Source organism: Streptomyces sp. NPDC006339 (assembly GCF_040612775.1).
Taxonomy (GTDB): Bacteria; Actinomycetota; Actinomycetes; order Streptomycetales; family Streptomycetaceae; genus Streptomyces.
In genome coordinates this window covers 25635-40072 of the sequence record NZ_JBEXQW010000040.1, presented here as the reverse complement: position 1 = coordinate 40072, position 14438 = coordinate 25635, and the positions used below count along the sequence as shown (strand labels likewise).

Sequence of the window (14438 nt, the reverse complement as noted above, 5' to 3'; positions counted from 1 at the left end):
AACCGGCTCGCGGGCAGGTGCGGCGTGACGGGGACAAGGCCGGCGGGAGCCGATGTCGACGCCCTGAAGACGGACACGGGCAGCGGGCGCGGCAAGGCGTCGATGATGCTCGGTTCGCTCGTCTCCCGGATCACGGGTTTCGTACGGAGCGCGGTGGTCGTCGCGGCCCTGGGGACGGCCTTGCTGGCCGACGCCTACAACGTCGCCAACACGGTGCCGAACATCGTCTACATCCTGCTCATGGGCGGGGCGCTCAACTCGGTCTTCATGCCCGAGCTGGTGCGTGCGGCAAAGGAGCACGAGGACGGCGGGGCGGCGTACACCGACCGGCTCATCACCCTCTGCCTGCTCGCGCTCACCGCGATCACCGCCGTGGCTGTGCTCGCGGCGCCGTGGATCGTCACCGCGTACACGGACTACGCCGACGCCCAGCGCGACCTCACGGTGGCCCTGGCCCGCTACTGCTTGCCGCAGATCCTCTTCTACGGCGCCTTCACCGTGCTCGGGCAGGTGCTCAACGCTCGGGGTCGGCTCGGCGCGATGATGTGGACGCCGGTCCTCAACAACGTCGTCGTGATCGCCGTCTTCGGGATCTACCTCGTGGTCGCCGCGACGGCGACCAGCGCCGGCGAGGTCACCGAAGGACAGCTGCTCCTCCTCGGCCTCGGCAGCACGGCCGGAATCGCGGTACAGGCGCTCGCCCTGCTGCCCGCCCTGCGGTCGGCCGGGTTCCGGTGGCGCCCACGGTTCGACTGGCGCAACTCCGGGCTCGGCCGACCGGTGCGGGCCGCGGTGTGGACGCTGCTGCTCGTGCTCGTGAACCAGGTCGCGTACTGGGTGGTGACCCTGCTCACGACGACGGCCGGTGTGAGGGCGGACGCCGAGGGCATCGCGGCGGGTGTCGGGTACACGGCGTACGGCAGCGCGTATCAGCTGTGGGTCGTCCCGCAGGGCATCATCACGGTCTCCCTGGTGACGGCTCTGCTGCCCGTGATGAGCCGCGCGGCCGTCGACGGCGACCCCGGCCGGATCGGCGCGGAGCTCACCCGCTGCCTCAAGACCACGGCGGTGGCGATCGTCCCCGCCGGCATCGTCTTCCTGCTCCTCGCACCCCGCCTCACGGGCGTGGCCTACCAGTACGGGCAGGTGACCGAGGCCGACGCACAGGCGATCGGCTGGGTCCTCGCCGCCTTCGCTCCGGGCCTCGCGGCGTTCTCCGCGCAGTACGTCCTCGCCCGGGGCTTCTACGCGCTGGGGGACACCCGTACACCCTTCTTCCTCACCCTCGTCATCGCCGGCCTCAACGCCGGCCTGTCACTCGCCGCCTACGCGCTACTGCCCGCGCGCTGGGCCGTGGTCGGCATCGCCGACGCGTACGCATTGGCCTGCACGGCTGGACTCGCGTGTACGGCAACCGTGCTACGACGGCGTCTGGGGCGGGGCTTCGAGGGCGCGCTCCGAACGCACCTGCGGCTCGCCGTCGCATGCCTGCCGGGTGCCGGAGCGGCGCTCGCCGTCGACCAGCTGAGCATCCGTGTGCTGGGCGACGGCCCGCTCGTCGACGCAGCCGTGTTGCTGGCGGGCGCGGGGTCCATCGGTCTGTCCGTGCTGTTGCTCGCCCGCCCGCTCGGTGTGCCGGAGGCGGACGCCCTCCTGACACCGCTGCGGCGACTGGGCGCCCGCGGCCGGCACCGTACGGAACGACCAGGAGGCGGCCTGTGAACACTCCGGTGCACGACTCCGCCGAGCGGGACTTCGAGAGGTTCTACGCGGAAAGCGTGCGGCGCATGATCGTCGTCGTGTACGCGGTCACGGGCGACATCGCCGAGGCGGAGGACGCCGTACAGGAGGCGTACGCGCGAGCCTGGCCGCGTTGGTCGGAGCTGGCCGAGCAGGGAGATCCCACCCCGTGGGTCCGGACGGTCGCCCTGCGGCTGGCGGTCAGTTCCTGGCGCCGGACCCGCAACCGGGTCAAGGCACACTTCCGACACGGGCCGCCCTCGGACGTACCCGGTCTCGACCCGGACCACGTGGCCCTGGTCGCCGCCATGCGTCACCTCTCCCCTGAGCAGCGACGCGCCGTCGTCCTGCATCATCTGGCCGACCTGCCCGTGGAAGAGGTGGCCCGGCAGACCGGCTCGACCAGCACGGCGGTACGCTCCCGCCTCATGCGTGCCCGGCGCATCCTGAACAGCCATCTTTCCGACCCCGCCGCGTCGGAGCCTCCGGCGCGCGCCCGCTCACAGGCGGTCGCACCGTACCGGCCTCGACAGGAGGCGTATCCGCATGAATGACGACAGGTCCACGCCGCTCGCCACGGAACTGGATGCGCGGCTCCAGGACTTCGCGGTCGAGGCCGGTTCCCTCGTCGCGCCCGCCGGCGGAGTCGCCGACGTACGACTCCGAGCCCTACGGCGGCGCGCTCGCCGCCGCACGGGGGCCGCAACCACTGTCGTCGCCTTGGCGCTCACGGCCGGCTGGTGGGTCCTCCCCCGCCCCACGGACGCACGCCTTTCGGCGCAGCCCGGCCCGGTGACCGGCCAACTGGTCGCGGCGGCCTCGATCCTCCCCTCCCCCGGCTCGGGACGCGGGCTGGCTCCCGACTCCCTGCTCTCCCCCACGACCCTGCCCTGGAACGCGACGTACCGCTGGCGGACGGTCTCCACCGGAGACGGGTCGACGGCGACGCTGCCGAGCGGGGGCACCCACCCGTGCACTCTGGTCTGGTTCTCCGAGTCGAGCGCGAGCGACCAGATCGTCCGTACGTACAGCGGCCAGGGACGTGCCACGGCTCAGCACCGGATCGTCGACTTTCCAACCGAAGACCAGGCCCGGCGGAGCGTCGACGACGTGACCGAGGCGCTGCGACACTGCGGCTGGCACGGAGCCCGGACATCAGGGCCGGGAGAAGGACACGGCCCGGACGCACCTGTCGTTTACGACTACGCCTTGGCGAGCGACTCCGGAGCGCCGCTACGCCTCACGCTCGTTCAGTCGGACCACCGCGTGGCCGTGCTGATACTGGCCGCGGCGCACAGCGCCGACCCGACGCACACCGATCCACGCACGGAACGCTGCATGGGGTCGACACCAGGTCGACAGGAGGAACGTTGTTGAGCGGTAAATTTATTTCTTAGTTGCTTAGTAAAGACCCTGACCGATTCCTCCAAATCGGACAATCGAGCGAGCATCTGCACGACTTATTCACGCCATGTTTCGGATGGAATTCCGAACCACCCCGAAGAGATGGTTAAGATAACGGCGTGATTACACCCAGGCCGCGCTCACGTGCGTCGCAAGCCCGCCTTTCGGTGAGGCTGCGACGGCTGCTCGGCTTGGCTGCGCTTCTGTTCGGCCTCTTGGCCGGCCATGGAGTGCACACGGACATGAACGGGGCCGCGGTGACCGCGTCGCCCGCCATGACCAGCGTCTCCCACAGCACAGTGGAACGCTCCGGCGACCTCGATCCGGCACACCCGACACACCCGCCACACGAATGCTCGCCGGAACCACCGGAGGGAACACCGGCACCCAATACGCCGTGCCCCTCACGGCAGCTCGATGTGCCCTATTTCGCCGGGTCCAGCATCGGGACCCAAGCCGACATGGTCAAGGCGACCACAGCACCGTCCGCACCCCCGAGAGCCTCGACGGTTCTTCAGGTCTAGAACGCCCTGCCGCCCGCTCCCTTTCCGCCCACGCGCCCGCGTGCCCGGGGCGAGACGAGCGGCGCGTTCTGCCCCCATGCCCCACCTTTCTCGCGGGTACCGCTCCCTCCTGTCGCTAGGGACCGAGCCGGTACGGCCCCGCCCGGAGGAACTGTGCCTCGCCACCCCAACACCCCTTTAATCGCCGCCATGATCGGCACCCTGCTGCTGTCAGCCTTCCTCTGCTTCACGCCTCTGCACGAAGCCGGGCACCCCCCGGTGGACAGAGACACCGTCACCACCACCGCACTCGGCCCCGATGCCGAGCGCGTGGAAGACCGGTCCCCGCAGCACCGGCACAGCGGCCACGGCATCGACTGTTCTTCACCGGGCGTCGTACCGGAGACCCAGGTCGCGACCCGGCACGTGTCCTACGCCATCGCGCTCGCCGCATCCTTCGGCGACACCACGACCGCGGCGGTCACCGAGGGACGTGCTCCGCCCGACGGCCGAACGGCCATATACGGATCAGGCCGTTCGACGCAGATCCGCGTCTGCCGGTGGCGCATCTAGACCGTTCGGCTCCCGGCCGCGTGCAACGCGGCCGCACTCCCGAACGAGTACTCGACGCGCACCACCGAAATGAGAGCGGATCATGCACTCCTCGACCACCGACGTCACACCCCCCACCCGCTCCGCCCTTTCCGGGCTGGTAGGCAACACCCCGCTGCTCCACATCTCGGAACCGCTCGCCCCCGCCGGCCGCGGCTTCTGGGCCAAGCTGGAGGGCTTCAACCCCGGCGGCATCAAGGACCGCCCCGGCCTGCACATGGTCGAACGGGCCCGCGCCCGTGGCGACCTTCGCCCTGGCGCCCGGATCATCGAATCCACCAGCGGCACCCTCGGGCTCGGCCTCGCCCTCGCCGGCATGGTCTACGGCCACCCCGTCACCCTGGTCACCGACCCGGGCCTGGAAATGTCCATGACCCGGCTGCTGACCGCGTACGGCGCCCAGGTCAACGTCGTCGCCGAACCGCACCCCACCGGCGGCTGGCAGCAGGCCCGCCGCGACCGCGTCGCCCAGCTCCTCGAACAGCACCCCGGGTCCTGGTGCCCGGACCAGTACAACAACCCCGACAACACCACCGCGTACACACCTCTCGCCCTCGAACTCGCCACCGAACTCGGCCACATCGACGTCCTGGTGTGCAGCGTGGGCACCGGCGGACACTCGGCCGGCGTCTCCCGCGTCCTGCGTCAGCTCTATCCGGACCTGACCCTCGTCGGAGTCGACACCATCGGCTCCACGATCTTCGGCCAGCCGGCCCGCACCCGCCTCATGCGCGGGCTCGGATCCAGCATCTACCCCCGAAACGTGGCGTACGAGCAGTTCAGCGAGGTGCACTGGGTGGCGCCGAGCGAGGCGGTGTGGTCCTGCCGTCAGCTCGCCACCTCCCACTACGCCACGGGCGGCTGGAGCGTCGGCGCCGTTGCCCTGGTCGCCGGCTGGCTCGCCCGCTCCCTCCCCAAGGAGACACGGATCGCCGCAATCTTCCCGGACGGCCCGCAGCGCTACCTCGGCACCGTGTACGACGACGACTACTGCGCCGCCCACGGTCTGCTCGACGGGCCCCCCGCGATCGAGCCCGACGTCATCGGCCGCCTCGACGAGAAGGAGGTCACCCGCTGGACCCGCTGCGCCACCGTGGTCGACCCCCTCACGCTCACCGACACGGACGCTGACACGGACGTGAACGTGGACGTGGACGGCGAGGACCTCGCGGACTCCGCGGAGGAGCAGATCTGATGAAGGGCACGATCTCTCAAGTCCGTTCGTACGACCGCAGCGTGCAGCTGTTGATGGTGAACCAGTTCACGATCAACCTCGGCTTCTACATGCTGATGCCCTATCTCGCGGCGCATCTCGCCGGGCCTCTCGGCCTCGCCGGCTGGCTCGTCGGGCTGATCCTCGGCGTACGGAACTTCAGCCAGCAGGGCATGTTCCTCGTCGGCGGCACCCTCGCGGACCGGCTCGGCTACAAGCCGATGATCATCGCCGGCCTCGTCCTGCGGACCGTCGGCTTCACGACCCTTGGCCTGGTGGACTCCGTCCCCGCGCTGATCGCCGCCTCAGCGGCGACGGGCCTGGCCGGTGCCCTCTTCAACCCGGCCACCCGCGCCTATCTCGCCGCCGACGCAGGTGAGCGCCGGGTCGAGGCGTTCGCACTCTTCAACGTCTTCTACCAAGCGGGAATCCTTCTCGGCCCGCTGGTGGGCATGGTGCTGACAGGCGTGGACTTCCGCGTCACGTGCCTCGTCGCAGCAGGCACCTTCGCCGTGCTCAGCGTGGTGCAGATCCGCGCCCTCCCCGCCCGCCGGGCCAAGGAGACGAAGGAGAAGGAGGGACAGAGCGTGCTCGCCGAGTGGCGCGGCATCCTCGCCAACCGACCGTTCCTGCTCTTCTCCGTGGCCATGATCGGCTCGTACGTCATGTCCTTCCAGGTCTACCTGGCCCTTCCCCTGGAGGTCCGGCGCCTCGGCGGAGAAGGCCAGTTCGGCACGACGGCCGTCGCCATGCTGTTCGCGGTCTCCGGGCTCAGCACCATCCTCTTCCAGACGAGGGTGACCGCCTGGTGCAAGGCCCGTATGGAGCCGGGACGCGCCCTCACCTGGGGTCTGCTCACCATGGGCGTGGCGTTCGTGCCTCTCCTCGCCGCCACCGCGGTTCCCGTACCGAGCGGAGGCATCGGGCTGTGGCTGCTGGCCGCCGTACCGCCGACGCTGGCCGCACTGCTGCTGGCGATCGGGACGATGATCGCCTACCCCTTCGAGATGGACACCATCGTCCGGCTCTCCGGCAACCGCCTCGTCGCCACGCACTACGGCCTCTACAACACCATCTGCGGAGTCGGCATCACCTTCGGCAACCTCCTGACCGGCGCGGCGCTCGACGCCGCCCGCAAGGCCGGCCTGTCCGCCCTGCCCTGGCTGGCGCTGACCGCGCTCGGCCTGACGTGCACCGCCGCCCTGTACGGCCTGCACCGCACCGGCCGCCTCGCCGAACCACCGGCCGAGACCCAGCCGCAACCCGTGACCGTCTGACCTGACGCCGGCGGCAGGGGGCGGGCGCCCACGACGCGCCCGCCCCCGCACCGCCATGCCCATCTTCGGGAGTGAACCTTGACGACCGTCCCGTCGCGGAAGGCGCGTACCGCCGTGCGGCTCTATCCGTTCCGCGCCGTCCGATATGCCCCGGCGCGAGCCGGCCAACTGTCCGCCGTACTCAGCCCCCCGTACGACGACATGAGCCCCGCCTACGCCCGCGCCCAGCGCGCACGCCCCCACCACATAGCCCGTCTGCTCTTCGCGCCCGATCCGCAGGACGCCGCAGGTCAGATGGAACGGTGGCTGGAGCGCGGCGTTCTGCGCCGAGATCCTGAGCCTTCCCTGTACGTCTACGAGCAACGGCTCGGCCCCCGGCTGCTCCAGCGCGGCCTGATTGGCGAACTCGCCCTCTCCGGCGGGCAGGCCGAGCCCGTGGTCCCTCACGAGGATGTGCGGGATCACGTGGTACAGCAGCGCGCGGTCCACATGTCCCGCCTGCGTGCGCAGTTGGAACCCCTCCTGCTCACCCACCGTGCTGCCGAGGGTACCGGCCGCCGCCTTGCGGCCTGGGTAGCCGAACACCCCCGCGTCGCGTCCGCCCAGCTCGGCGGTATCACGCACTACCTGTGGCGGTGCTCTGACCGCGCCGATCAGGCCATGCTCACCGCCGGCCTTGCCACGAGCCAGGTCCCGCTGGTCGCGGACGGCCATCACCGCCTTGCGGCCTGTCAGCGCCTCAGCAGGTGGCGGGACGGCCTCCCCTGGAACCGCAGTCTCGCCCTGCTCGTCGACTCGGCCTCTACACCACTGCGGCTGACTGCGATCCACCGCGTACTTCCCGGCCTTGACGCGGAGAAGGCCGCACGGGCGGCGGCCGGCGTGGCCCGCGTCCGCCCGCTACCGTCCGGTCCACGCCTGCCCCGGCCCGACGAGCTGGTCCTCGTCGGCGGCGGGAATGCGTGGAGCGTGACGGATCCGAGCTCGGCGGCGGTCGTGGACGCGCTGGAGGGGCTGCCATCCGCATGGCACCGGCAGCCGGCCGCGGTCACCGACCACCTCCTCATCGCGCGCTGCTGGTCAGTGCCGGATCTGCCCGGCACGGTCACGTACCTGCACGACGCGAACCGGGCCGTGGCCGCCGTGACGGCCGAGGGGTCGGGCACTGCCGTCCTCCTGCCCACACCAATCACGGGAGAAGTCCGCGAACTCGCCGAGCAAGGGGTGCTCATGCCGCGCAAGTCGACCTCTTTCGGCCCCAAGCCCGCAGCTGGTCTGGCGATGCGGGTTCTCACCCCATAGGGCAGGCGGTGTGGTCGGGGTCGCCGCGTCCGGCAGGACCGGCCCCCGACCACACGTGCCGCTTGATCGGGCAGAACCGGAACCTGGCCACGGTTGATAGTGGCTTCCCGCAGCGGAGCGCGGTGGCCGTCCGCCCAAGCCGTCCTGGACGAGGACCAGTGACTCCGGCCAGAGCCGCGAGCACCCAGCGCGGATCACCGAACGGACGGCCGGACTACTCAGCCGCCCTCAGAGTCGAGCAGGTACCCAGCGCCACGAACGGTGCGGATGGCATGCCGGCCGAACGGCGCGTCGATCTTCATCCGCAAGTAGCGGATGTAGACATCGATGACGCTCTCGCTGCCGTCGTAGTCGGCGTCCCAGACGTCGCTCAGGATGTCTGCCGTGTCGAGCGCCTTGCCTTTGTGGCGCATGAGGAATTCCAGCACGTGGAACTCGTGCGAGGTCAGCACTATGGAGGTGTGGCCACGGGCCACGCGATGTCGGGAGGGGTCCAGTGTGAGGTCGCCGGCCACGAGCGCCGCAGAACGCGCGGCTGAGGCCGCACCGCGACAGAACTCTCAGCCGTGCGACCAAGTCCACCAAAGAGAAGGGCTTGGTCAGGTAGTCGTTGGCGCCCAGGTCGAACGCGGCGGCCTCGTCATCCTCACCGTACTTGGCGGTGAGCATCAGCACGGGCGTCCACACGTCCCGCGAGCGCATCCGCTGGAGAACCTCGTACCCCTTGAGGCCGGTCAGCATGGTGTCGACGACCACGACGTCGTAGTCGCGCTCTGTCGCAGCCCAGAGCCCGTCGACGCCGTTGGACACCGCATCGACCTCGATGTGCTCTGAGAGCAGGGCCCGCTGGACCGTCTCGGCGATCCGCGGCTCATCCTCCACTAGCAGGATCCGCATCAGCCGCTCTCCAACTATTGCGGCGGCGCAGCTCGGCCGGGGTGACCGCGACAGGCGGCGCACTGCGGCTTCGATGCCGAGCTCATCTCCGGCCAACCCGGGGTTCGGGCGAAGGGGGACGCGCCGACCCGCCACCCCGCCCTGCCGCGGCAAGCGCCCCTCACCGCGGCAGAGCGGTCGGTTCCTCGGTGGGGTCAGCTCCTACCGAGCATCTTGTTCATCTGCTCGATCTCGGCCGTCTGGGCCTTGATCACCTCGTCGGCCAGCTTGAGGGCGGGGCCATACTTACCCTCCGCCTTCTCCTTCTTGGCCATCTCGATGGCACCCTCGTGGTGCTTGATCATCATCTCGGCGAACATCTTGTCGAACTCGGCGCCCTTGGCCTTCATGAGTGCGTCCATGTCCGCCTTGCTCATCATGCCGGGCATGCCGTTCGCCATGTCGTGGCCCTGGCCGGACATGTCGGCGGGGACCTCCTCGCCCCACGAGGTGAGCCAGCCGGACATGGTCTTGATCTCCGGATCCTGGGCGCCCTTGATCTTCGCGGCCAGTTCCTTGGTCTCCGCGGACTCCGCCCGCGTCGGGGCCAGGTCGGCCATCTCCACGGCCTGCCGGTGGTGCTGGATCATGTCCTTGGCGAAGGAGACGTCCGCCGTGTTGTGGTCACCGGTCTGCGCCGGCGCGCTGGTGGCGGGGGCGGAGGTCGTGGACTCCATGGAGCCCATGTCGTGGCCGCTTCCGCCGTTGCCACCACAGGCGGCGAGCACCAGGGCGGCGACGCCACCGGTGGCGACGAGGGCGGTACGACGGATCAGCTTACGGTGCGTGTTCATGTATGACTCCTGCGTTCACTTCGGAAGGTATGCCGGTGAGCGCCGCCTCGCCCGATGGGACGAGCCACATGGGGAACGGCGCCGCGGTGCTTCCTAGATCCGCAGGAGCTGAAGTTCGGCGAGGGAGGGCGGAGCACGGCCGCCGTCGGCTGCAGCGGTGTCCGCGATCACGAGGCCGGCGGCCGGCTCGGCCGGGCAGATCACCGTGGGCTGGAGCGGGGGGAGCGAGGCCGAGGCTCCGAGAGCGGCCGTGGCGCACGTCGGATCGGCATGGTCGCCAGGCTCTCCGTGCCCCGAGCAGTCGTGATCGCAGTGCTCAGTCGCCGCGTCGATCACCACCACCGCGGGCTGGGACGAGCCGCTCGCCTGCGCGATCGCGGGTACGGGCCCCATGGCGTGCATGCCCAGCAGCCCAAGGAGCACGGCCAGGACAAGAAGCACGTGCAAGCGCATCCTCTTCGGCTGCCCCGCACACGTCCTGTCGGCCCTCATAGCCCCATCGTAGGCCCTGGTCCGTATGGCTACGGCAAGGCGGTGTGCAGCGTTTCGCTGAGCTGTCCGGAGCGGATCTCAGCGGGTGAGATCGGTCAGACTGTTGAGTGCGGTGTCGATCTCCGCCGGCGTGTTGATCACGGCCGTGCCGATGCGGGTGTAGTTCAAGGTGGACAGCCGCACACGGCGGGCGGCGGCGTGGTCGACGACCTGCTGGTGGGTATACCCGACCACGCTGAAGCAGGTGATGCCGGCTGAAAGATCCGGGCCGGCAGGTGTGTGCACGGTGACCCCGGGGATGCGGCCCAGTCCTTGCTTCGCCCGTGTCGACAGCTGTGTGATGCGGGCGGCAACGCGTGCTCGGCCCAGGCGCTCATGCAGCTCTACCGCCGCCGGCAGGGCGAAGGCATGCTCGAACGCCAGGAACCCGCCGGGCGACAGGGACGCTGTTCCTCCGCTCGCGATGAAGCTCACGAACGTGGGCCGCAGCTGGTCGAGGACATCCGGCGCCACCCAGACCAGTCCCGTTCCCCTGGGGCCGAACAGCCACTTGTGCGTTCCCGCGACCACCACGTCCGCGCCCAGCCCGGCGGCGTCCTCGTCCACTGCCGCAAGCCCGTGCACGCCGTCGACGACCAGCAGGCACCGGTCGGCAGAACTGCGCCCTTCATTGGCCCGGCGCACCGCCTCGGCCACCGCCCGCACCGGCATACGGAGCCCCGTGCTCGACTGCACCCAGGTGATCCCGACGACTCTGGTGTTCGGGCGGATCGCCTCGCCGACCGCCGCTGCGATGCCCTCGGCCGTCGCGGTGGCCGAGTCGGCGAACCAGGAGGCCAACCGCACCGTGTTGCCGTGCTTCTCGGCGGCCAGCCGGGCGGCGGTGCGATGGGAGTTGTGGTCGAGCTCCGTCAGCAGGAACTCTTGTCCCGGACGGGTCACGACGCCGTTGTAGACGACGCCCAGCCCGATACTCGTGCTCGCCGTCATCGCGATCTCCTCGGCCCGGCCACCCAGATAGCCGGCAAGCGCCTGGCGTACCCGGGGCCATCCGGTCGGGCCGTCGGGCAACGACAGCCCCGATGGCACCGACAGAGGATTGGCGTCGACCTGAGCACTCAGATGATCCACCGCATCTCGCACCACCTTCGGATGCGACGCCAGGTAGAACAACGCGAGGTTCACCCATCCCGGCTCCAGACGGAACTGCGCGCGCAAGGCGTCCCAGTCCACTCGCCCATCAGGCGTAGTGACCGGCCGCTCCGGCGGTGTGCTCGCCCCTGCCACGCAGGCGCTGGGCGCGAGGGTGACCGCCACCGCTCCCGCGGATCTCACCAGAAGATCACGCCGGCTCGTCATCGACATCCAGCACCCCTTTGCACCACGACCGGCGAAGCGGCGGCGGAATAGCTGTCGGTGCCCTTCTGGTGACGACGTTACGCAAGGTCGCTGCGGGTGCCCACATACCATCACCCGGACGGCGTGAACCGGGCTTCGTAGGAACAGCCCCTCCGCCTGAGCGGGACTGCCCTCTGAGCTGCCCGTCTACTATGAACGCGAATGCGGGATCAGCGGAGAGGACACGGGCCATGCGTCGGCTGGGGGAGCTTGAGGCGGAGATCATGGACCGCTTCTGGAGATGGAACCGCCCCGCCACCGTGCGTGAGGTCGTCGACGACATCAACCTCCATCGGGATGTCGCGTACACGACCGTGACGACGGTCACCAGCATCCTCTTCAACAAGGGCTACCTCACACGCGCCCGAGACGGTCGGATCTGGCGGTACAAGGCCGTCGCTACCCGCGAGGCGTACTCGGCCGCGCTCATGGAGGACGGCCTGGAAGCGAGTGAGGACCGACCCGCGGCCCTCGTCCAGTTCGTGGAAAACCTCGACGACGACGAGATCACGGCACTCCGCAAGGCCCTTCGAGACGTCGGACGACGGGCGAAGCAGTGAACGCGGCGCCTGCGCTCCTGGGATACGCGGCCGTCGTGGGCGTCGCTGCCCCACGTCTGATGATGCGCAGCGCCTGGCCACACCGAGCACCGGCGCTCGCAGCGGCCATATGGCTCGCCCTCATGCTGTCGTTCACCCTCGCGACCGCGCTCGCCGCGTCCCAGCTGGCCACCCCCACGGAGCACCTGCACGCGGGACTCGTGGGGCTGCTCCACGCCTGCGGCCTGGGTACGGGAGCTTCGGAACCCAACCCGACCACCGCCGACCGGCTGGCCCTGGCGATGCCCCTCGCCGTTGTCACCGCCTTCGCCGGCGCCTACCTCTTTCACGTCGCGCGAGCGGGAATCGTGCGTGCCCGGCACCGCGACCGGCTCGACAAGGTGGGGGTGCGCTCCGACCGCCTGCGCGCCACTGTCCTGCCGCACGGCACCCCCGCCGCGTACTGCCTCCCAGGTCTCCGTTCCCGCATCGTCGTGAGCGAGGCCGCCGTGCGACTGCTCACGGAAGAGCAGCTCGACGCCGTACTGGAGCACGAGCGGGCGCACATCGCCGGCCGCCATCATCTGCTGATCGCGGCCGCACAGGCGTTCGCGACTGTCTTCCCCTGGGTGCCGCTCGCCCGCCGGGGACGGGAGGAGATGGCTGTGCTCCTCGAGATGATCGCGGACGACCGCGCCCTGCGAAGCCACTCCCACGAGGTTTTGGCGACCGCGATGTACGAGATGGCCGCCGGCCGGGCGCCGAAGGCCGCGTTCGGCGCGGGCGGCTCGACAGCCCTCCTCCGCATGAAGCGCATCCTCGGTCCGCGCCGGGCTCCTCACCCGGCTCTCTGGGGCTCGGTGGCCTCCGTCGCCCTGGCCATCCCGCTGCTGCCGCTGCTGGTGGCCTGCCCGCCCGGCGTCTGACCGTACGCACCGACTCCGCCGTCCGACGCACTCACGCCGCTCATCAGGTGGCCCGGGAGGTACGCCCCCGGACCACCTCTCACGGCTCCTTCACGCCACCTTGACCATGGTCTGTCCGCAGCAGCAGGTCGGAGCCTGCTGACCGCCGCACGTCGCCGGGGCGCCCTTCGTCACCGTCAGCTCACAACCGCAGCCCTCGTCGGGACACCGGTAGACCTCGCCCTCACGGAACGGCATTCCGCTCACCTTCTTCTCGCTCGTCGGTCCGTCACGAGCAATGCTGGAACCCGGCCCCTGGGGCCAGGTCAACACTGGAGGTGAGGAGGAGAACATGACATCGCGAGCCCTGACCATCGGCCAAGCCGCGCGCGCGGCGGGCGTGACCCGCAAGGCCATCCGCGTGTACGAGACGAAGGGCCTGCTGCCACGGCCGGAGCGGACATCGACCGGCTACCGGCTCTTCTCCCAGGACGACGTGGAGCTCTTGACCTTCATCCGACGCGCCCGTGCCCTGGGACTGCGTCTCGACGATGTGCACGCTGTACTCGACATCCGCCGTGGCGGGCGGCCGCCGTGCGATGCCGTCCGCGATCTCCTCGACGTGCGCATCGCGGAGATCGACGCCACCGTCGACGACCTCCTTGCCTTGCGCCGGTCCCTTGCCGAGGCCCGGAAGGCCGCCGAGAACGACCGCTCGTGCGGCGAACCGACGCTGGTCTGCTCCATCATCGAGAAGCCCCGGGTCTAAAGGCCCCCGGTCCCGACGCGTCACCCGGGCTGGTTATGATCGCGCCGTGGTAACGGAACCTACGGCGGTGAGCAAGCGCCGCACGCGCGCTCTGGTCCCGCCGTGGTCGCGACTGCTGTGGCTCGGAGCGCTGCTCTTCGGGCTCCTGTACGCACACGGCCTCCACGCCGACAGCAACGCCGGACACACGGCACCGGGCAGTGTCGCCACCGCCGCCGTCGGACACGTCCACGACCGGGTCCAGGCGTCCTTCGACGACCAAGACCCCGATGGGGACCGGGCGCACGCCGTCCAGGACTGCGCGACCGGGCAGCCCCCCGCAGGGTTCGACATCCTTCCGCCCGTAGTGTCCCCGTTTGCCGTGGAGCACGCTCTCGACGACGCGGCCGGCACCGGCAAAGCCGCGGTAACGGTTCCTCCCGCAGCGGGATCCTGCCCCGCCTCGGCCGTTCTGCGTATCTAGCAGGCACTCGGGGCGGCAAGCCGCCTCTTGGGCTCGAGCCCCGCCCCCTTCACTCGGCTCACCGCCAGGTCATCTCTTCGCGTCCGAAGCG

At 70.1% G+C, this 14438-nt stretch carries 16 protein-coding genes and 1 pseudogene; 11 read left to right on the top strand and 6 right to left on the bottom strand.

The genetic code is table 11. The features are described from left to right. Nucleotides 1-102 precede the first annotated feature (102 nt). The 7 genes from murJ (at nucleotide 103) to ABZ135_RS28265 (ending at nucleotide 8051) form a co-directional block, all read left to right on the top strand. Nucleotides 103-1722: a murein biosynthesis integral membrane protein MurJ gene (gene murJ / locus ABZ135_RS28295; protein WP_356699500.1), complete on the top strand. Its 1620-nt coding sequence runs from the start codon at nucleotides 103-105 to the stop codon at nucleotides 1720-1722. Continuing rightward, a complete protein-coding gene (locus ABZ135_RS28290; RefSeq protein ID WP_356699413.1) occupies nucleotides 1719-2294 on the top strand; it encodes a SigE family RNA polymerase sigma factor in 576 nt (191 codons plus the stop codon). The genes murJ and ABZ135_RS28290 overlap by 4 nt, the downstream gene beginning before the upstream one ends. Continuing rightward, a complete protein-coding gene (locus tag ABZ135_RS28285) occupies nucleotides 2287-3117 on the top strand; it encodes a hypothetical protein (RefSeq protein ID WP_356699411.1) in 831 nt (276 codons plus the stop codon). Before ABZ135_RS28290 ends, ABZ135_RS28285 begins: the two co-directional genes overlap by 8 nt. Before the next feature lie 740 nt (nucleotides 3118-3857). After that, nucleotides 3858-4220, top strand: a complete 363-nt coding sequence (locus tag ABZ135_RS28280) for a hypothetical protein (RefSeq protein WP_356699410.1) — start codon at nucleotides 3858-3860, stop codon at nucleotides 4218-4220. Nucleotides 4221-4302: 82 nt separating this feature from the next. Further along, on the top strand, nucleotides 4303-5454 hold the full coding sequence (locus ABZ135_RS28275; RefSeq protein WP_356699408.1) for a PLP-dependent cysteine synthase family protein: 1152 nt from the start codon (nucleotides 4303-4305) through the stop codon (nucleotides 5452-5454). After that, nucleotides 5454-6749: an MFS transporter gene (locus ABZ135_RS28270; protein ID WP_356699406.1), complete on the top strand. Its 1296-nt coding sequence runs from the start codon at nucleotides 5454-5456 to the stop codon at nucleotides 6747-6749. Before ABZ135_RS28275 ends, ABZ135_RS28270 begins: the two co-directional genes overlap by 1 nt. Before the next feature lie 78 nt (nucleotides 6750-6827). Further along, nucleotides 6828-8051 (top strand): DUF1015 domain-containing protein, encoded by a 1224-nt coding sequence (locus ABZ135_RS28265; RefSeq protein WP_356699404.1) that lies wholly within the window; start codon nucleotides 6828-6830, stop codon nucleotides 8049-8051. Nucleotides 8052-8269: 218 nt separating this feature from the next. Here ABZ135_RS28265 and ABZ135_RS28260 read toward each other — a convergent pair whose 3' ends face one another. The 5 genes and pseudogenes from ABZ135_RS28260 to ABZ135_RS28240 all read right to left on the bottom strand — a co-directional run bounded on the left by ABZ135_RS28260 (nucleotide 8270) and on the right by ABZ135_RS28240 (nucleotide 11506). Further along, on the bottom strand, nucleotides 8270-8503 hold the full coding sequence (locus ABZ135_RS28260; protein ID WP_356699402.1) for a helix-turn-helix domain-containing protein: 234 nt from the start codon (nucleotides 8501-8503) through the stop codon (nucleotides 8270-8272). A 169-nt stretch (nucleotides 8504-8672) separates the two neighbouring features. Further along, nucleotides 8673-8948 (bottom strand): annotated as a pseudogene (locus ABZ135_RS28255) (response regulator); the annotation flags it as partial. A gap of 194 nt (nucleotides 8949-9142) precedes the next feature. Next, nucleotides 9143-9781 carry a DUF305 domain-containing protein gene (locus tag ABZ135_RS28250; RefSeq protein ID WP_356699400.1) on the bottom strand — a complete coding sequence of 213 codons (639 nt, stop codon included), beginning with the start codon at nucleotides 9779-9781 and terminating at the stop codon, nucleotides 9143-9145. A 93-nt stretch (nucleotides 9782-9874) separates the two neighbouring features. Then, entirely contained in the window at nucleotides 9875-10222 is a 348-nt protein-coding gene (locus ABZ135_RS28245) for a DUF6153 family protein (RefSeq protein ID WP_356699498.1), read from the bottom strand. A gap of 129 nt (nucleotides 10223-10351) precedes the next feature. After that, complete coding sequence (locus ABZ135_RS28240) at nucleotides 10352-11506, bottom strand: aminotransferase class V-fold PLP-dependent enzyme (RefSeq protein WP_356699398.1); 1155 nt, start codon at nucleotides 11504-11506, stop codon at nucleotides 10352-10354. A 356-nt stretch (nucleotides 11507-11862) separates the two neighbouring features. Here ABZ135_RS28240 and ABZ135_RS28235 point away from each other — a divergent pair, with 356 nt between their 5' ends. Continuing rightward, nucleotides 11863-12231, top strand: a complete 369-nt coding sequence (locus ABZ135_RS28235; RefSeq protein ID WP_356699396.1) for a BlaI/MecI/CopY family transcriptional regulator — start codon at nucleotides 11863-11865, stop codon at nucleotides 12229-12231. Further along, entirely contained in the window at nucleotides 12228-13136 is a 909-nt protein-coding gene (locus ABZ135_RS28230; RefSeq protein ID WP_356699395.1) for a M56 family metallopeptidase, read from the top strand. Before ABZ135_RS28235 ends, ABZ135_RS28230 begins: the two co-directional genes overlap by 4 nt. A gap of 90 nt (nucleotides 13137-13226) precedes the next feature. Here the strand turns inward: ABZ135_RS28230 and ABZ135_RS28225 are convergent, their stop codons facing one another. Then, the gene (locus ABZ135_RS28225; RefSeq protein WP_356699393.1) at nucleotides 13227-13373 is read right to left on the bottom strand and encodes a hypothetical protein; all 147 of its coding nucleotides are present in this window, start codon (nucleotides 13371-13373) and stop codon (nucleotides 13227-13229) included. A 94-nt stretch (nucleotides 13374-13467) separates the two neighbouring features. Here ABZ135_RS28225 and ABZ135_RS28220 point away from each other — a divergent pair, with 94 nt between their 5' ends. Together ABZ135_RS28220 and ABZ135_RS28215 are read left to right on the top strand one after the other, a co-directional pair. After that, on the top strand, nucleotides 13468-13884 hold the full coding sequence (locus tag ABZ135_RS28220) for a MerR family transcriptional regulator (RefSeq protein ID WP_356699391.1): 417 nt from the start codon (nucleotides 13468-13470) through the stop codon (nucleotides 13882-13884). A gap of 46 nt (nucleotides 13885-13930) precedes the next feature. Then, nucleotides 13931-14347 (top strand): hypothetical protein, encoded by a 417-nt coding sequence (locus tag ABZ135_RS28215; protein ID WP_356699390.1) that lies wholly within the window; start codon nucleotides 13931-13933, stop codon nucleotides 14345-14347. Nucleotides 14348-14438: the final 91 nt, after the last annotated feature.